General features: G+C 55.2%; 13 protein-coding genes, 1 tRNA gene, 3 rRNA genes and 3 pseudogenes. 7 read left to right on the forward strand and 13 right to left on the reverse strand.

What is annotated here, in order from left to right:
- From HMPREF1024_RS0127460 to rrf (HMPREF1024_RS04170), 4 genes are all read left to right on the forward strand, one after another.
- A 23S ribosomal RNA gene (locus tag HMPREF1024_RS0127460) occupies positions 1 to 395 on the forward strand; the annotation flags it as partial.
- 96 nt (positions 396 to 491) lie between these two features.
- A 5S ribosomal RNA gene (rrf, locus tag HMPREF1024_RS04180) occupies positions 492 to 607 on the forward strand.
- Between the two features lie 14 nt (positions 608 to 621).
- Positions 622 to 697, forward strand: a tRNA-Thr gene (locus HMPREF1024_RS04175).
- 38 nt (positions 698 to 735) lie between these two features.
- Positions 736 to 851: ribosomal RNA gene (gene rrf, locus HMPREF1024_RS04170) — 5S ribosomal RNA — on the forward strand.
- A 408-nt stretch (positions 852 to 1259) separates the two neighbouring features.
- Here rrf (HMPREF1024_RS04170) and HMPREF1024_RS04165 read toward each other — a convergent pair.
- From HMPREF1024_RS04165 to HMPREF1024_RS04155, 3 genes are all read right to left on the reverse strand, one after another.
- Complete coding sequence (locus tag HMPREF1024_RS04165; RefSeq protein WP_002919103.1) at positions 1260 to 1481, reverse strand: membrane protein; 222 nt, start codon at positions 1479 to 1481, stop codon at positions 1260 to 1262.
- A gap of 292 nt (positions 1482 to 1773) precedes the next feature.
- On the reverse strand, positions 1774 to 4884 hold the full coding sequence (locus HMPREF1024_RS04160) for an efflux RND transporter permease subunit (RefSeq protein ID WP_009309612.1): 3111 nt from the start codon (positions 4882 to 4884) through the stop codon (positions 1774 to 1776).
- A 12-nt stretch (positions 4885 to 4896) separates the two neighbouring features.
- Entirely contained in the window at positions 4897 to 6036 is a 1140-nt protein-coding gene (locus HMPREF1024_RS04155) for an efflux RND transporter periplasmic adaptor subunit (protein WP_002919101.1), read from the reverse strand.
- 377 nt (positions 6037 to 6413) lie between these two features.
- Here HMPREF1024_RS04155 and envR point away from each other — a divergent pair, with 377 nt between their 5' ends.
- Positions 6414 to 7067, forward strand: coding sequence for an acrEF/envCD operon transcriptional regulator (envR, locus tag HMPREF1024_RS04150; RefSeq protein WP_004185881.1), 654 nt, complete (start codon positions 6414 to 6416; stop codon positions 7065 to 7067).
- 84 nt (positions 7068 to 7151) lie between these two features.
- Here the strand turns inward: envR and fis are convergent, their stop codons facing one another.
- The 10 genes and pseudogenes from fis to msrP all read right to left on the reverse strand — a co-directional run bounded on the left by fis (position 7152) and on the right by msrP (position 15616).
- Entirely contained in the window at positions 7152 to 7448 is a 297-nt protein-coding gene (gene fis / locus HMPREF1024_RS04145; protein WP_000462905.1) for a DNA-binding transcriptional regulator Fis, read from the reverse strand.
- Positions 7430 to 8438 (reverse strand): annotated as a pseudogene (gene dusB, locus HMPREF1024_RS04140) (tRNA dihydrouridine synthase DusB). Before dusB ends, fis begins: the two are co-directional and overlap by 19 nt.
- Positions 8439 to 8795: 357 nt before the next feature.
- Positions 8796 to 9676: pseudogene (gene prmA, locus HMPREF1024_RS0127465) on the reverse strand (50S ribosomal protein L11 methyltransferase).
- Positions 9677 to 9687: 11 nt separating this feature from the next.
- A pseudogene (gene panF, locus HMPREF1024_RS0127470) lies at positions 9688 to 11138 on the reverse strand (sodium/pantothenate symporter).
- On the reverse strand, positions 11128 to 11370 hold the full coding sequence (locus HMPREF1024_RS04135; RefSeq protein ID WP_002918740.1) for a YhdT family protein: 243 nt from the start codon (positions 11368 to 11370) through the stop codon (positions 11128 to 11130). The pseudogene panF and the gene HMPREF1024_RS04135 overlap by 11 nt, the downstream one beginning before the upstream one ends.
- A 110-nt stretch (positions 11371 to 11480) precedes the next feature.
- Positions 11481 to 12830 carry an acetyl-CoA carboxylase biotin carboxylase subunit gene (accC, locus tag HMPREF1024_RS04130; protein ID WP_002918738.1) on the reverse strand — a complete coding sequence of 450 codons (1350 nt, stop codon included), beginning with the start codon at positions 12828 to 12830 and terminating at the stop codon, positions 11481 to 11483.
- Between the two features lie 10 nt (positions 12831 to 12840).
- Positions 12841 to 13308, reverse strand: a complete 468-nt coding sequence (gene accB / locus HMPREF1024_RS04125) for an acetyl-CoA carboxylase biotin carboxyl carrier protein (protein ID WP_002918736.1) — start codon at positions 13306 to 13308, stop codon at positions 12841 to 12843.
- Positions 13309 to 13330: 22 nt separating this feature from the next.
- A complete protein-coding gene (aroQ, locus tag HMPREF1024_RS04120; protein ID WP_004174104.1) occupies positions 13331 to 13783 on the reverse strand; it encodes a type II 3-dehydroquinate dehydratase in 453 nt (150 codons plus the stop codon).
- A gap of 223 nt (positions 13784 to 14006) precedes the next feature.
- A complete protein-coding gene (gene msrQ, locus HMPREF1024_RS04115; protein WP_004181434.1) occupies positions 14007 to 14615 on the reverse strand; it encodes a protein-methionine-sulfoxide reductase heme-binding subunit MsrQ in 609 nt (202 codons plus the stop codon).
- Positions 14615 to 15616, reverse strand: a complete 1002-nt coding sequence (gene msrP, locus HMPREF1024_RS04110) for a protein-methionine-sulfoxide reductase catalytic subunit MsrP (RefSeq protein ID WP_009309617.1) — start codon at positions 15614 to 15616, stop codon at positions 14615 to 14617. The genes msrQ and msrP overlap by 1 nt, the downstream gene beginning before the upstream one ends.
- Positions 15617 to 15844: 228 nt before the next feature.
- On the opposite strand from msrP, the gene HMPREF1024_RS0127475 reads away from it, so the two are divergent.
- Positions 15845 to 16036: a hypothetical protein gene (locus HMPREF1024_RS0127475; protein WP_004144963.1), complete on the forward strand. Its 192-nt coding sequence runs from the start codon at positions 15845 to 15847 to the stop codon at positions 16034 to 16036.
- 79 nt (positions 16037 to 16115) lie between these two features.
- The gene (gene csrD, locus HMPREF1024_RS04105; RefSeq protein ID WP_009309618.1) at positions 16116 to 18056 is read left to right on the forward strand and encodes an RNase E specificity factor CsrD; all 1941 of its coding nucleotides are present in this window, start codon (positions 16116 to 16118) and stop codon (positions 18054 to 18056) included.
- Positions 18057 to 18174: the final 118 nt, after the last annotated feature.

The following is an 18174-nucleotide window of genomic DNA, read 5'->3' on the forward strand; positions in this document are numbered from 1 at the left end:
ATCACAGTCCTGGGGCGTGAAGTAGGTCCCAAGGGTATGGCTGTTCGTCCATTTAAGTGGTACGCGAGCTGGGTTTAGAACGTCGTGAGACAGTTCGGTCCCTATCTGCCGTGGGCGCTGGAGAATTNAGGGGGGCGTGCTCCTAGTACGAGAGGACCGGAGTGGACGCATCACTGGTGTTCGGGTTGTCATGCCAATGGCACTGCCCGGTAGCTAAATGCGGAAGAGATAAGTGCTGAAAGCATCTAAGCACGAAACTTGCCCCGAGATGAGTTCTCCCTGAGACTTTAAGTCTCCTGAAGGAACGTTAAAGACGATGACGTTGATAGGCCGGGTGTGTAAGCGCAGCGATGCGTTGAGCTAACCGGTACTAATGAACCGTGAGGCTTAACCTTACAACGCCGAAGATGTTTTGGCGATTTGAGAGAATTTTCAGCTCTGATACAGATTAATCGATACGTCGGTGAGACGTGTTGATAAAACAGAATTTGCCTGGCGGCACTAGCGCGGTGGTCCCACCTGACCCCATGCCGAACTCAGAAGTGAAACGCCGTAGCGCCGATGGTAGTGTGGGGTCTCCCCATGTGAGAGTAGGGAACTGCCAGGCATCAAATTTAGCGTGCTGATATGGCTCAGTTGGTAGAGCGCACCCTTGGTAAGGGTGAGGTCCCCAGTTCGACTCTGGGTATCAGCACCACTTTTTAGGTTAAAGTTCGGCACGTTGTAAAGAATTTGCCTGGCGACAATAGCGCGGCGGTCCCACCTGACCCCATGCCGAACTCAGAAGTGAAACGTCGTAGCGCCGATGGTAGTGTGGGGTCTCCCCATGTGAGAGTAGGGAATCGCCAGGCATCAAATAAAGCAAAAGGCCCAGTCGAAAGACTGGGCCTTTTGCTTTTGTGTTATCTGTTGTTTGCCGATGAGCTTCTTTGCTGCCCAGGGAAAATCTAACTGGCATCGAAATGAACATTGCGCAGCAACGGCCCGGAGAGAGGGAAAGGACGTTCGCCATCATTGCTCACCATCAGAGTAAAGGCCCGCTCTTCGACCGGGCCTTTGGTGTTTGTTGGTTCTGAACCCTGAATCTGAAAAGTTTGCCGATAGCGATGGACGACTCATTGCCAGCGGTCTCTGGCAACAACAACGGCTAAGAAAGCTGGCGAACTATCGTCAGGAAGAGCCTGAATGATCGCTTACTTTGGGGAATGGAGTGGAGCAGATACAGGGGATATACCTGTATCTGCGGTTGGGGAAGCGATCTAGCGGGTCAGAGCAACGATCCCTAACGTGAGGCCGGCTACCGCGGCCGCACCCCCGGCGATTGCGCCTGCGGTTTCCCAGTTGTCTTCTGTTGTGCCTTTCATACAGGTATTGGTATGGACTAAGCGGCCTTGCGAGTCATAAACCGGTACGCAGGGAGAGTCATGGGCACAGCCTGCCAGTAGAGAGGCCAGCAGCGCCACGATTAAATACTTTTTCATGATATTACCTCTGGATAATCCGCTGGGTTGTACTGAAAGCCAGTGCAGAACGGAATGGCTTATTTTATCACCGCGGATTGTCCGGGCCGGAGGCCGAAATCATCTCAATATATGAGCCGCGTAAATATCGTGAAGATAAGCCCGGGAATATGCAGAAAAGATGGAGAGAAAGATTGTGATTCAGCGATGCTGCGTGCAATGGCGGTTGCCAGACTGCGGCGCGTTTAGCTGGCTGCCAATATTGCATGCGAAAAAAAGCGCCCGCAAGGGGCGCCTTCAAGACATAGCCGAGTTATTCAGCGTGCCGGGTAAAGCGTCGTCTAACGACTACGAAGAACACCGGAACAAAGAAGATCGCCAGCAGCGTCGCGGTCAGCATCCCGCCCATCACGCCGGTGCCAACCGCATTCTGCGCCCCGCTGCCGGCACCATGGCTAATCACCAGCGGCATGACCCCGAGAATAAAGGCCAGAGAGGTCATCAGAATAGGCCGCAGGCGCATCCGCGATGCCTCCAGCGTGGCCTCAATGATCCCTTTCCCTTCTTTCTCCATCAGATCCTTGGCGAACTCGACGATCAGGATCGCATTCTTGGCCGACAAACCGATCGTGGTCAAGAGTCCGACCTGGAAGTAAACGTCATTATTCAGCCCACGCAGCGTGGCGGCTAACAGCGCGCCAATGACCCCCAGCGGAACCACTAACATGACTGAGAAGGGGATCGACCAGCTCTCATACAGCGCCGCCAGACACAGGAAGACGACGATCAGCGAGATGGCATAGAGCGCAGGCGCCTGGTTGCCGGAGAGCCGTTCCTGGTAAGACATCCCGGTCCAGTCATAACCGATGCCGCTCGGCAGTTTACTGGCCAGCGTTTCCATCAGCGCCATGGCTTCCCCGGTACTTTTGCCTGGCGAAGCTTCGCCGAGGATCTCCATAGATGGCAACCCGTTGTAGCGCTCCAGGCGCGGCGAGCCATATATCCAGCGTGAAGTGACAAAGGCGGAGAACGGCACCATTTCGCCGTTGGCGCTACGAACATACATGTTGGTAATGTCGCTCGGCAGCATACGGAAGTGGGCATCAGCCTGAACGTACACTTTTTTCACGCGGCCGCGGTCAATAAAGTCATTGACGTAGTATCCGCCCAGCGCGGCTGATATCGTTTCATTGATATCGGAGAGCGATACGCCCAGCGCCTGCGCTTTTTCCTGATCGACATCCAGTTTGAACTGAGGGGTATCTTCCAGCCCATTAGGGCGTACCCGAACCAGCTGATCCGGATGCTGTTTCACCATGCCCAGCAGTTGATTGCGCGCCTGGGTCAGAGCGGTATGACCGAGTCCGCCCTGGTCGATCAGTTCAAAGTCGAAGCCGGTGGCGGTACCCAGCTCAATAATGGCTGGCATGTTGAACGGGAAAACCATGGCGTCTTTGATCTGGCTAAAGGCTACGGTGGCCCGCTTGATGATGGACTCCACGCTGTTTTCATCGCCGCTGCGCGCTTCCCAGGGCTTCAGGCTGACAAACGCCATACCGGAGTTTTGTCCCTGGCCGCTGAAGCTGAAGCCGTTAACGGTAAAGACGCTTTCGACGTTGGCCTTCTCGTTATGCAGGTAGTAGTCTGTCACCGTATCCAGGACCTTCTGCGTGCGCTCCTGGGTAGCACCGGACGGCAGCTGGATCATGGTCAGGAAGACGCCCTGGTCTTCGTCGGGCAGAAAGGACGTGGGCAAGCGCATGAACAGCACGGCCATCCCCACGACGATCAGCAGGTAGATCACCAGATAACGGCCAGTTCCACGTAAAATACCGCTGACGCTGTTGGTATAGTGGTTAACGCTCTGGTCGAAGCGGGCGTTAAACCAGCCGAAAAATCCTTTTTTCTCATGGTGTTCAGCTGAGGCTGGCTTCAACAACGTGGCGCAGAGCGCCGGAGTCAGTACCAGCGCAACCAGCACGGAGAGCGCCATGGCGGAGACGATGGTGATTGAAAACTGACGATAAATCGCGCCGGTTGAGCCGCCGAAAAAGGCCATCGGGACAAATACTGCGGAGAGCACCATGGCGATACCCACCAGCGCTCCCTGGATCTGCGACATAGATTTTTCCGTCGCTTCTTTTGGCGAGAGCTTCTCCTCAACCATCACACGTTCGACGTTTTCCACTACTACGATAGCGTCATCGACCAGCAGACCTATCGCCAACACCATGCCAAACATCGTCAGCGTGTTGATGGAGTAGCCAAACATCGACAATACCGCGAAGGTGCCCAACAGCACCACGGGTACGGCAATGGTTGGAATGAGCGTTGCGCGCATGTTCTGCAGGAACAGATACATGACAAGAAATACGAGAATAATTGCTTCAAAAAGCGTTTTGACCACTTCGTGAATGGAGATTTTGACGAAAGGGGTCGTATCATACGGATAGACCACCTTCATCCCCTGAGGGAAGTAGGGCTGCAGCTCGGCCAGCTTCGCTTTAATCGCGGTGGCGGTATCCAGGGCGTTGGCGCCGGTCGCAAGCTTAATACCCAGACCAGAGGCAGGTTTACCGTTAATTCTGGCGACAACGTTATAGTTCTCTCCCCCTAGCTCAATGCGGGCGACGTCTTTCAGATGGACGACAGAGCCATCGGCATTGACCCGCAGCGTGACCTTGCCAAACTCCTGCGGATCTTTGAGCCGCGTCTGAGCGATGATTGACGCGTTCAACTGCTGGCCTTTCAGCGCTGGCGTACCGCCGAGCTGACCCGCGGCGATCTGATCGTTCTGGACCTGCAGCGCATTGATGACGTCCACCGGCGTCAGGTTGTATTTATTCAGCAGGTTGCCATCCAGCCAGACGCGCATGGCGTACTGCGCGCCGAACAGCTGCACATCGCCCACGCCGTTGAGGCGGCTAATAGGATCTTTGACATTGGAGGCAACATAGTCAGAAATATCGTCCTGGGTGGTGGTCGGGTTATCAGAGATAAAGCCGGCGACCAACAGGAAGCTGCTACTGGATTTCTCGACGCTAATCCCCTGCTGCTGTACTTCCTGGGGCAGCAGCGGCGTGGCCAGCTGCAGTTTGTTTTGCACCTGTACCTGGGCAATATCGGGATCGGTACCCGATTTAAAGGTGAGCGTAATGGTTACCGAACCGGCAGAGTCGCTGGTCGACGACATATACATCAGATTGTCGATGCCGTTCATATTCTGCTCGATAACCTGGGTTACCGTATCCTGTACGGTCTGGGCATCTGCACCGGGGTAGGTGGCGGAGATCGCTACCGCAGGAGGGGCGATTGTCGGGTACTGAGCTATCGGCAGCTGCAGGATGGCCAGGCCGCCGGCAATCATCATAATGATAGCCAGCACCCAGGCGAAGACCGGTCGATGAATAAAAAACTTAGACATGGCTGGGTATCCTTATTGCACGGCCGGCGCCGCACGCTCCGCTTCCGCTTTGACAGTGACGCCTGGACGGACTTTCTGTAAGCCGCTGACAATCACTTTATCGCCCGGCTTCAGCCCACTGGTGATAAGCCACTTATCGCCAACGGCCTGAGTCGCGACCACTTCCCGGGTTTCAACCTGGTTTTTGTCATTCACCAGCATCACAGAGGCATCACCACGCGGCGTGCGGGTCACCCCTTGCTGCGGTACCAGGATAGCCTGCGGATCGACGCCTTCGTCTATGCGGGCGCGGACGAACATCCCCGGCAGCAGGACATGCTGCGGGTTAGGGAAGATAGCGCGCAGAGTAATTGAGCCCGTACTTTCATCAACAGTGACGTCAGAAAACTGCAGTGAACCTTTGAGCGGATAGGCCTGGCCGTTCTCCATGACCAGCTCAACGCTTTTGGTATCACCGCCGCGCTGCAGGCTTTCCTGCTTAAGGCGCATGAAGTCATTACTGGACTCCGTCACGTCAACATAGATGGGATCGAGCTGCTGGACGGTAGCCAGGGCATCCGACTGGCCGTTGGTGACCAGCGCCCCTTCGGTGACGCTCGATTTACCGATGCGCCCGCTAATGGGGGAGGTTACTTTGGTGTAGGCCAGGTTGATACGGGCCGTTTCTACGGCAGCTTTGGTGGCGATGACATCGGCATCGGCCTGGCGGGCGGTGGCCACTGCCTGATCGTATTCCTGCTGGCTGATATATTTAGTACCCAGCAGTGGAACGTAGCGTTTCACCGTCAAATGGGCGATAGCGGCCGCGGCTTCGGCTTTGGCCTCATCGCCTTTGGCGCTGTTCCACGCCGCCTGGTAGGTCGCCGGATCGATCTGATAGAGCGACTGGCCTGCTTCGACATCACTTCCTTCAACAAAGTTACGCTTCAGAATGATACCGCTCACCTGGGGGCGGACTTCCGCTACGCGAAAAGCAGAGGTTCGGCCCGGCAGTTCGGTGGTGACTGATAGCGGCGCGCTGTTCACGACATGGACCGTCACCTGCGGCGCCTGCGCATGGGGTTGCTGGTTGTCAGAATTATCGCAACCGGTTAGCAATAAGGCCGAGATAATTAAACCGGATAAAAGTGTCACTCTGGCGTGAGTCGTCATGGCGGTTCCTTATAGATTACGTACCCAATCAGGCGGCGAATCTGTGAAAGAAAGAGGGAATCAAAAAGCAGTTTGCCATCCTACAAATAAACGCCGTTGGATGTAAGAGATACTTATTTTTAAGCAATCAGCAAGGCACGCAAAAACAAAAAAATGGTCACTGTAGTATTGCGATTTATCGCAATTGTAAAAGTTGATAAATAGACATTATTTCAGTGAATGTATTTTCCGGTGATATTCACTTGAATAATTAATTCTCTTTTCGCATCAGGATTAACTTGTCTGCATTTTTGCTAAATAATACTTCATGGCAAATGCTAGATTAATTCTAATTAAGAATATCCTATATTATCTGCTTATCGGGAAGTGGGCCTTGTATGGCAAGAAAAACAAAAGAAGAGGCGCAGCGCACGCGGCAGCTCCTGATTGAGTCCGCAATCCAGCAGTTCGCCCTGCGCGGAGTAACCAACACCACCCTGACGGATATCGCCGATGCGGCGGGAGTGACTCGCGGCGCGGTGTACTGGCATTTTGCCAGTAAGACGGAGCTGTTTAATGAAATGTGGCAGCAGCAGCCGCCGCTTAGAGATTTGATTCAGCCCAGTCAGGCCATAGAGTACGAACAGGAGCCGTTAAATGCTTTACGCGAGCGGTTTATTGCAGGCCTGCGCTATATTGCTGCGAATCCTCGACAGCGCGCTCTGATGCAAATTCTTTATCAGCGCTGTGAGTTTTCCAGTGATATGCTTTCGGAATACGAAATTCGCCAACGTATTGGTTTTAATTATTCACTCATTGGCGGCATCCTGCAGTGCTGCGTGCGTAACAATATATTGCCAGCCGAAACAAACATTGAGATGATATTAATTGTTTTACACAGTGCTTTTTCCGGGCTGATTAAAAACTGGCTGCTCGATCCGCAACGCTTCGATCTTTATCAGCAGGCGCCTGCGCTGGTGGATAATATAATGGCGGTGGTCTGTGCTGCGCGTTTATCGGGAGGGCCTGCGCTACGGCTGGTGAATCAGTAATGAGTTCTGTTGGCGCAGATAATAAAAAAGGCGCTTCCCCATGCCGAAGAGCGCCTTTTATATCAAGCAAGCAACTGACTAGTATCAGTTCATGCCGTATTTTTTCAGTTTTTTACGCAGCGTACCGCGGTTGATGCCCATCATCAGAGCAGCGCGGGTCTGGTTACCACGGGTGTATTGCATCACCATGTCCAACAGGGGCTGTTCAACTTCAGCCAGTACCAGCTCATACAGGTCATTCACATCCTGACCGTTCAGTTGAGCAAAATAGTTCTTCAGTGCCTGTTTAACCGAGTCACGCAGGGGCTTTTGAGTTACCTGATCCTGAGAGTTAACGGTAGAAACGGTCAGTACGTCAGAATTTACGCGTTGTTCGAACATAGTTCTGTCAGCTCTTTATTTCTATTACGCAAAATTTTCGAAGTATGCCTCCAACGCCTCCAGCTGTTCGCTGGCATCCTCAATGGCGTTGAATGTGCGCCGAAACTGGTCATCTGGAGCATGTTCCTGAAGATACCAGGAGACGTGTTTACGCGCGATTCGGTACCCTTTTGCCTGACCATAAAAGTCATGCAACTCCCGAACGTGCGCACAAAGCAAGCGCTTCACCTCTGCCAGCGGCAGCGGGGGCAGCAGCTCTCCAGTGTCCAGATAATGCTGGATTTCCCGAAAGATCCAGGGTCTTCCCTGAGCTGCACGGCCTATCATCAGGGCATCAGCCCCTGTATAGTCGAGCACAGCTCTGGCTTTAAGCGGGTCAGTAATGTCGCCATTCGCGATAATCGGAATGGAAACTTTCTGCTTAACTGCCCGAATACTGTCGTACTCAGCGTCTCCGTTAAACAAGCAGGCGCGGGTGCGTCCGTGAATAGTCAGAGCCTGAATGCCACACTCTTCGGCCAGTTGGGCAATCTCTACGCAGTTACGGTGTTCCGGTTCCCAACCGGTGCGAATCTTGAGAGTCACAGGAACGTCCACCGCGTTAACGACCGCCGTCAGGATCGACTTCACCTGGTCGGGGTACTGCAAGAGGGCTGAACCTGCAAGCTTGCGATTCACCTTTTTCGCCGGGCATCCCATATTGATATCAATAATCTGGGCGCCACTTTCCACGTTAATCCGCGCGGCGGCAGCCATCTCTTCCGGCACGCTACCGGCGATTTGCACGGTACGAATACCGGGCTCATCGATATGCACCATCCGTAAACGGGACTTGTCGCTCTCCCACACCTGTGGGTTAGAAGACATCATCTCGGAAACGGTTAAACCCGCTCCCATCTCGTAGCACAGCGTCCGGAATGGTCTGTCAGTAATGCCAGCCATGGGCGCTGCGATCAGGCGATTTCTGAGCTGGTGGTGTCCGATGCGCATGAGTTAAGAAATGACCATACTGTGACTGCAAGGCGGCGTATATTACGCATTTTTTGCACGAGATGAAAGGCCAAACTTTGAGCAATCCTCTGTTGCAGATCAATGAATCCGGGACTAGCGTAAAAGGGATGAATAAATACTTATATTAATCATTGATTTAATGGATGATGGATAATTTGTGTCCATTTATAAAATCATAAAACTTCTCGATTTTTCTTGGATAAACTGGCCGCATGGCGATATAAAACGCTGTTTTTGTAGCCAAAAAAGTGCTCTGTAGTGCGATCTGCCTCTCATTTCCTGGCATTATTTGGTGGCTACTGGAAACAAAAATGCGGCCCGTAGGCCGCATCGCGCTTAGTTTTTCCGGCCGGTAATCCGGCACCACTCTTCCTTCTCGACCACCGGGTCAAGGGTGAAGAGATCGGCGTAGGCTTCACAGACGCTCTCCGCCTGGCTGGCAAGGATGCCGGAAAGCCCCAGCAAACCGCCTGAAACGGGCAGGACGCTGATTAATGGCGCCAGCTCACGCAGCGGGCCTGCCAGGATATTCGCGACCACCACGTCGGCTTTCATCGACTCCGGTTGGTCCTGAGGAAGATAGAGCTCCAGGCGTTCAGAAACGCCGTTACGCTGCGCGTTATCACGACTGGCCTGAATAGCCTGCGGGTCGATATCAATCCCGATTGCTTTTGCGCCCCCAGCTTCAGTGCGGCAATCGCCAGGATGCCGGAGCCGCAGCCGAAATCAATCACCGTTTTTCCGTTGAGGTCGAGTCCATCCAGCCACTGCAGGCACAGGGATGTCGTCGGATGCGTACCGGTGCCAAAGGCCAGACCCGGATCGAGCATCACGTTGACGGCATTTTCATCCGGAACATCGCGCCAGCTTGGGCAGATCCATAGCCGCTCCCCGAAGCGCATGGGGTGGAAGTTATCCATCCATTCCCGTTCCCAGTCTTTATCTTCCAGCTGCTCGATCTTATGCGCGAACCCGGCGCCCAGCAGCGGATGCTGCTCCAGTTGGGCAACGACCGCTTTCATATCGGTTTCAGCATCGAACAGGCCGATTACGTCGGTATCCCCCCACAGGCGGGTTTCCCCGGGCAATGGCTCAAATACCGGCGTATCGTGCGTATCCTGGAAGGTGATCGAGACCGCTCCGGCCTCCATCAGCGCATCGCTAAGATCTTCAGCGTTCGCGCCGGTGGTATTTAGTTTCAGTTGGATCCATGGCATAGCAAAACTCTTTATTTATCAGTAGTCAAAATGGGGGGCTGTGGGGCGGGACGACCGAAACGGTTCCCCGCCACAAACGCCAGCAAACTCAGCAGCAGCGCGGGAACGATCGGGTGAAAGCCCAGAAACTGCACTTTCAGCGTGGCCAGTACGGCATACAGGACGCCGCCTACGATCATCGCGCTCAGCGCGCCAGCCGCGTTGGCGCGTTCCCAGTAAAGGCCCAGCACCAGCGGCCACAGGAAGACGGCTTCCAGGCCGCCGAAGGCCAGCAGGTTCAGCCAGATTATCATCTCCGGCGGCCGCCAGGCCGCGAGCAGCAACAAGACCCCCAGCAGGAGCGTGATGCCGGCGGACATGCGTTTAAGCCGCTTTTCGTTAGTCGCCTGATCCGGCCGCCAGTTCAGGTACAGATCTTTGATGATCGTAGCGGAACTTTGCAGAAGTTGGGCATTGATCGTCGACATAATCGCCGCCATCGGCGCGGCAAGGAAGATCCCGGCGGCAAAGGGCGGAAGCACTTTAACCATCAGCGTCGGGATCACCAGATCCGGCACGGTTAAATCGGGGATCACCGCCCGGCCTAATGCCCCAGCCAGATGCATGCCAAACATCAGGATCGCCACCACGATGGTGCCGATAATGATGCCGCGATGCACGGCTTTGCTGTCTTTGTAGGAGATACAGCGCACTGCGGTATGTGGCAGACCAATAACGCCGAAGCAGACCAGCACCCAAAACGAGGCCATAAAGGTTGGCGAGAGGATATCCTCCGCGCCCTGCGGGGACACCAGCTTGACGTCGATCGACTGCAGCGTCTCTACCGCATGGCAACCCCCCCGGCGGCGTGGATCACGCCCACCAGCAGCACGATCGTGCCGATCAGCATTACCATGCCCTGCATCGTGTCGTTGAGCACGCTGGCGCGAAAGCCGCCATAGGCGGTATACAGCGCGATGCTGACCCCGAAGATCAGCAGGCCGGTATCGTAAGGAATACCGGCAGCCGTCTCCAGCAGGCGGGCGCCGCCGATAAACTGGACGGTCATGGCGCCGACAAAGGCCACCAGCAGACTCAGGCTGGCCAGCCAGACCAGCAGGCGACTCTGATAGCGCGCAAACAGCATGTCATTGAGGGTGACAGCATTATAGCGACGCGCAAGGATGGCGAATTTTTTCCCCAGCACGCCCAGCGACAGCCAGATGGCGGGGAGCTGGATCATCGCCAGCAGCACCCAGCCCAGGCCGTATTTATAGGCGGCGCCGGGTCCGCCGATAAATGAGCTGGCGCTGATATAGGTGGCGGTTAGCGTCATGGCCAGCACGAAGCCGCCCATCGAGCGGCTGCCGAGAAAGTACTCATTAAGAAAGCTACCTGAGGCGCGTTTTCTCATGGCGTAGAGGGATAAACCGAACACCACCACCAGGTAGGCGATCAGGGGAATAATGACCTCAAACTGCATCATCGTCCTCCAGAGAAATATCGCGGAAAATCAGTTTGACCATCGCCCAGCACAGCAGAATGAACAGCAGCGGTACCAGCAGGCAGGCCATTTCAAACCAGTGTGGCAGGCCGGTAAAGCCAATAGCCACCCCCGGCAGATAGGCGGCGGCCAGCCAGGCGGCAAGGTAGAGAAGGGTCAGCCACAGCGCCCAGCGCGCTTCTTTGTGGGCCTGAACAAAGCGTTTGTCCATTTTTTGTCCCTTGAGGATGAAGAAAGCGGGGATTGTACCGCATGGTATAGATGAGGAGAGAGAAAAAGAAAAAAGGCCGGTTTACCCGGCCTTTTGCTGAGAGAGCAGAATTATTTTTCCTGCAAGCCGAGTTTTTTCTCCAGATAGTGGATATTGGTGCCACCATGCTGGAAATTCTCGTCGCTCATAATGCGCATCTGCAGATCGACGTTGGTTTTGATGCCATCGATGATCAGCTCCTGCAGCGCATTCTTCATGCGGGCAATCGCCACGTCACGGCTTTCGCCGTAGCAGATCAGTTTACCGATCATGGAGTCATAGTACGGCGGTACGGTGTAACCGGCGTAAATATGTGACTCCCAGCGCACGCCAAAGCCACCCGGCGCGTGGAAACGGGTGATTTTGCCCGGGCTCGGCAGGAAGGTGTTCGGGTCTTCGGCGTTGATACGGCATTCCACCGCATGGCCGCGAACTACCACTTCATCCTGCTTGATGGACAGCGGCTGGCCGGCTGCGATACGCAGCTGCTCTTTGATCAGGTCAACGCCGGTGATCATTTCAGTTACCGGATGCTCTACCTGGATACGGGTGTTCATTTCAATGAAGTAGAACTCGCCGTTTTCGAACAGGAACTCAAAGGTACCCGCCCCGCGGTAGCCGATATCCACACAGGCTTTCGCGCAACGCTCGCCGATGTAGCGACGCAGTTCCGGGGTGATGCCCGGCGCCGGCGCTTCTTCGACCACTTTCTGATGACGGCGCTGCATGGAGCAGTCACGTTCAGCCAGATAGATAGCGTTACCCTGACCATCCGCCAGCACCTGAATTTCAATGTGGCGTGGGTTTTCCAGGTATTTCTCCATGTAGACCATGTCGTTGTTGAAAGCCGCTTTGGCTTCCGCTTTGGTCATGGAGATGGATTGCGCCAGTTCAGCGTCGCTACGTACAACGCGCATACCGCGACCGCCGCCGCCGCCGGAGGCTTTGATGATAACCGGGTAGCCGATGCGTTTGGCATGCGCGCGGTTAGCGTCCATGTCGTCGCCCAGCGGGCCATCAGAACCTGGAACGGTCGGAACGCCGGCTTTCTTCATGGCGGTGATGGCGGACACTTTGTCGCCCATCAGGCGGATAGTGTCGGCTTTCGGGCCGATGAAGATGAAACCGGAGCGCTCAACCTGCTCAGCAAAATTAGCGTTCTCAGAGAGGAAGCCATAACCCGGGTGAATCGCTACCGCGCCAGTGATCTCAGCGGCGCTGATAATGGCCGGAATGTTCAGATAGCTTTTTACGGACGGAGCCGGACCGATGCAGACCGTCTCATCCGCTAACAATACGTGTTTTAGATCGCGATCCGCAGTGGAGTGCACAGCGACAGTCTTGATGCCCAATTCTTTACAGGCACGCAGGATGCGCAGTGCGATCTCGCCACGGTTAGCGATGACAATTTTATCCAGCATGTTCGCCTCGTTACTCGATAACTACCAGCGGCTCGTCGAATTCTACCGGTTGGCCGCTTTCGATCAGAATGGCTTTCACCACGCCGGCTTTGTCGGCTTCGATCTGGTTCATCATTTTCATCGCTTCGACGATGCACAGGGTGTCGCCCACGTTAACTTTCTGGCCAACTTCCACAAACGCTTTCGCGTCCGGGCTCGGCGTACGATAGAAAGTACCAACCATCGGGGAACGTACGATGTGACCACTGATTTCCGCTTTCGCCGGCGCTTCAGCCGCAGCAGCTGGTGCGGCAGTCGCGGCGGCAGGCGCCTGAGGCTGCATCATCGGCGCAGCATAAGCCTGCTGCATAACCGGATAGCTTGCGGCCGGTGCAGAGCGGCTGATGCGAACAGACTCTTCGCCTTCAGAAATTTCCAGTTCGGAGATACCTGATTCTTCAACCAGCTCGATCAGTTTTTTAATCTTACGAATATCCATGAGTGGGTTCCGTACTCTTTGTTTAGTGTGATTGTGACAGGCGTTTTACCGCCGTCTGTAAAGCGTATGAATAACCATCCGCCCCCAGCCCGCAAATGACGCCAGCGGCGACATCTGACAGATACGAGTGCTGGCGGAAGGGTTCGCGTGCATGCACATTGCTCAGGTGAATCTCGATAAACGGGATGTTCACGGCGAGCAAAGCGTCACGGATTGCTACGCTGGTATGCGTGAACGCGGCCGGATTAATCAGGATATAGTCCACGTTGTCTTTAGCCTGATGAATTCGGTCGATTAACGCATGCTCCGCGTTGGACTGCAGGTGATCCAGACTCACATTCAGCGCCGCCGCTTCAGATGTTAAACGGTTAACAATTTCAGCCAGCGTGAGAGGGCCATACTTCTCAGGCTCGCGGGTACCGAGCATGTTAATGTTTGGACCATTCAAAAGCAAAATGTGAAACTTCACTGCCATTGTGTGGCGATCTCCTGCCATTTTCGGGTAAAAAACAACATATACCTTCAATGCGCCCTTGTCACCTTTTCAGGGTCAGAAAACCCCGTCAGGAAAACCAAAGTCGCACATTATAACGATTTCGTAGCAATTGGCAGCTAAATACTGGTCTTATCAGGGAAGATTATCAACCGCTATCTGAAAAAGAGTCGCGGTTGATAAAGGATCTGCGGGAAACTGCACATTACCGGATTGCGCGCCACCACTGGCGGAACTTCTTGTAACGCCATGTCAATAGCCCCGCTGCCAGCAGGGCATATATAACGGGCTGCGGCGAGACGATCTTCACTGACCACAGGTAGTGTATCGGCGCGAGGATCGCCACCAGATAGACGAAGTTGTGTAAAAGTTGCCAGCGACGCCCCAGTTTTCGCTGCATCGCTTGCGTGGAGGTCACCGCCAGCGCCAGCAGAATCGCCCAACTGATCATGCCCAATGTCAGATAGGGGCGGGTGATAATCTCCGAGCCCAGCAGCGCCAGATTGTTAATGCCCAGCTCCAGTAGGGTATAGCTGGTCAGGTGCAGCGTCGCCCAGGCAAAACACCATAAACCTAACAGCCGACGAACGCGAATCAATAATGGCTGCTTCGCATAGCGCGCCAGCGGAGAGACCAGCAGCGTCGCCAGCAGAAACTTAAGCGCCATTCTGCCGGTAAAGTGCTGGATATCCTTGGCTGGATCGGCGCTCAAGTAGCCCTGGTGCCCGGCCCAGAATAACCAGACCAGCGGCAAAAACCCCGCAAGGTGAAGTAAAACCTTCAGCCAGACGATCTGTTTGACGGTGAAACGCACTAGAAGTTCTCCCGCAGATTCATGCCGCGATACAGCGACGCCACTTCGTCGGCATAGCCATTAAACAGCAACGTCGGTTGACGCTTCACATCGAGCACGCCGCCGGCGCCGATAAACCGCTCGCTAGCCTGTGACCAGCGGGGGTGATCGACGTGCGGATTGACGTTGGCGAAGAAGCCGTATTCGTCCGGCGCCGCCAGGTTCCAGGTGGTTGGCGGCTGCTCGCGGGTCAGCTCGATACTAACAATGGATTTTATGCCTTTAAAACCGTACTTCCACGGCACGGTCAGGCGGACCGGCGCGCCGTTTTGCGGCGGCAGCGCTTTGCCATACACCCCGACGGTGAGTAGCGTCAGCGGGTGCATCGCTTCATCCAGCCGTAGCCCCTCCACGTAAGGGTAAGCGAGCCCCCCGCCGATAAACCGGTCTTTCTGGCCGGGCATTTGATCCGGAGCATAGAGGGTTTTGAAGGCCACATAGCGCGCGCTGCTGGTGGGCTCCACCAGCGCCAGCAGTTTATGCAGCGGGAAGCCGACCCAGGGGACCACCATCGACCAGGCTTCCACACAGCGCATACGATAAATGCGCTCTTCCAGCGGGAAGCGTTTGGTCAGATCGTCATGGTCAAGGGTCAGAGGTTTCGCCACTTCGCCACCGATGGTGAGCGTCCAGGGATCGGTGCGCAGGCTACCCGCGTTCGCCGCCGGATCGGCTTTATCGAGGCCGAATTCATAAAAATTATTGTAACCGGCGACCTTATCTTCCGGGGTAAGCGTCAAATTAGCCTGCCACTCGGCGGGTTTAGCAAACTCCAGGGCCTTGCCCGCTGGCGCTGGTGGGCGGTCGTGGCCTTTAAACCAGTCCAGCAGGTCGGCCTGCGCGGCGGCGGGAAGGGAAAGCGCGGTCGCGCTGATGCCCAGCATTTTCAGCATCTGGCGCCGCTTGAGCATAAAAACGGATTCGGCCGTGACGTCGGCTTCCGTCAGTTTTTTTCTTTTCATGGTGTCCTCCGTCATGCGTTTTCCTAAGCATGACGGAGACGGCGATGAATGGCGAATATGTCACGAAAAATTGCACATTAGGATGAGGAGCCGCCGCCGAAGCAGAGGCGCGGTCGTCCAGGAATCATCGGAAAGTGGCGCAAGACGTTTCCTTTGCCGCGCATGACCCGGCATCTTTAGCAGGGAAAAGGGGGCGGTAAGCTGGCCAGACGGTATAGCGGTAATAATTTGCGCCGCCGGCGCGGGTTTGTCATCCTGCGTCTAAAATTAAAGCGCTTCTGGCGCAGGCCGCAGGCGGGCGACGATTGGCAAATTTTTTCTGCAAACTATACTCGCTATCGGCATACTTTTACCGATAATACGCATTCCATTGCCAGACTCGCCATCTTTGATAGTATGCGTCGCGCTTTAAAAGGTTAATGCTTGCGGCAAGGCGCGCGCCGGCACGGGAGCCTGATGGTTCATCGGGTAGTCATTCACTCGCGGAGTTAACACAGGGATGCGATTAACGACGAAGTTCTCAGCCTTTATTACGCTGCTAACTAGCCTGACCATCTTTGTCACGCTGATTGGCGCTTCGCTGAGTTTTTATAACGGCATTGAGAACAAGGTCGAAAACCGCGTTCAGGCGGTGGCGACCATGCTGGATAACCGGCTCATCACCACCTCTTTCGATAAGCTTGAACCGCAGTTGGATGAGCTGATGACGCCGATCGAGATCGTGCATATCGATTTCATGCTCAACGGCAAACCGCTCTACAGCCATTCCCGACCCGATAGCTATCGCCCGCTCGGCAGCCATGAGCAATTCCGTGAGATCACGGTTCAGTCGCTTAAACATCCTGGTATTACGCTGCATCTGGTCTACGTTGACCCGATGGTGAACTATTTCCGTTCGCTGTCGATCACTGCCCCGCTGTCGATCTCCATTGGCTTCATGGTGGTGATTATTTTCTTCGCCGTCCGCTGGATCCGCCGCCAGCTGGCCGGCCAGGAGCTGCTGGAGCTGCGTTCCACGCGTATCCTGAGCGGCGAGCGCGGGCCGCAGGTGCGCGGGTCGGTCTATGAATGGCCGGCCAGCACCAGTAGCGCGCTGGATATGCTGCTGTCGGAGCTGCAGTTCGCCAGCGATCAGCGCAGCCGGATGGATACGCTTATTCGCTCCTACGCGGCGCAGGATTCGAAAACCGGACTGAATAACCGCCTGTTTTTTGACAATCAGCTGGCCACGCTGCTGGAAGACCAGGAGAAGGTGGGAACCTACGGCATCGTGATGATGATCCGTCTGCCGGAGTTTGATCTGCTACGGGACAACTGGGGACGGGCGGCGGCCGAAGAACATTACTTTACGCTTATCAACCTGCTCTCTACCTTTATTATGCGTTACCCCGGCGCGCTGTTGGCGCGCTATCACCGTAGCGACTTCGCCGTGCTGCTGCCGCACCGTACGTTGAAAGAGGCGGATAGTATCGCCGGCCTGTTGCTGAAGGCGATGGATGCGCTGCCTCCAACGCGTATCCTCGATCGCGACGATATGATGCATATCGGCATCTGTTCGTTCCGCAGCGGGCAATCGGCGGCGCAGGTGATGGAACATGCGGAAGCGGCGACGCGCAACGCGGTGCTGCAGGGCAGCAACAGCTGGTCGGTCTATGATGACACCCTTCCGGAGAAAGGTCGCGGCAACGTTCGCTGGCGAACGCTGATCGAACAGATGCTGAGCCGCGGCGGGCCGCGGTTGTACCAAAAACCAGCTGTCACCCGCGACGGGCGGGTACATCATCGTGAACTGATGTCGCGGATGTACGACGGTAAAGAAGAGGTGATTGCAGCGGAATACATGCCGATGGTGCTGCAGTTTGGCCTGGCGGAGGAGTATGACCGCCTGCAGGTAACGCGCCTGCTGCCGTTTTTAGGCTTCTGGCCCGAGGAGAATTTGGCGCTCCAGCTGTCGGTGGAGTCGCTGATCCGTCCGCGTTTCCAGCGCTGGCTGCGCGATGCCTTGATGCAGTGTGAAAAATCGCAGCGTCAGCGGATTATTTTTGAACTTGCAGAGGCAGATGTTTGTCAATATATCGGCCGTCTGCAGCCGGTTATGCGATTGGTTAACGCTCTGGGCGTTCGGGTGGCAGTGGTTCAGGCGGGGTTAACCCTGGTTGGAACCAGCTGGATCAAGCAGCTGGATGCGGAGCTGATCAAACTGCATCCGGGTCTGGCGCGCAACATCGAAAAGCGCAGCGAGAACCAACTGCTGGTGCAAAGCCTGGTGGAAGCCTGTAAAGGCATGCCTATGCAAGTTTTTGCGACGGGCGTACGCAGCCGCAGCGAGTGGTTGGTACTGTCCCAATGCGGTGTCACGGGCGGGCAGGGGGAATTTTTTGCCGCCTCACAGCCACTTGACACAAATGTGAAAAAATATTCGCAAAGATACTCGGTTTGATCTGCCGTTTAGCGTGATTTCACGTAGAATAACGCGCGCCATCGTGAAGGGGGTGTGCTTGTCTACCTGCCGGATCATCGCAATGTAAATGCCAGTGACCCTCCTTTGACAGGTTACA

Origin of the sequence: Klebsiella sp. 4_1_44FAA (genome assembly GCF_000238715.1) — a bacterium.
Taxonomy (GTDB): domain Bacteria; phylum Pseudomonadota; class Gammaproteobacteria; order Enterobacterales; family Enterobacteriaceae; genus Klebsiella; species Klebsiella pneumoniae.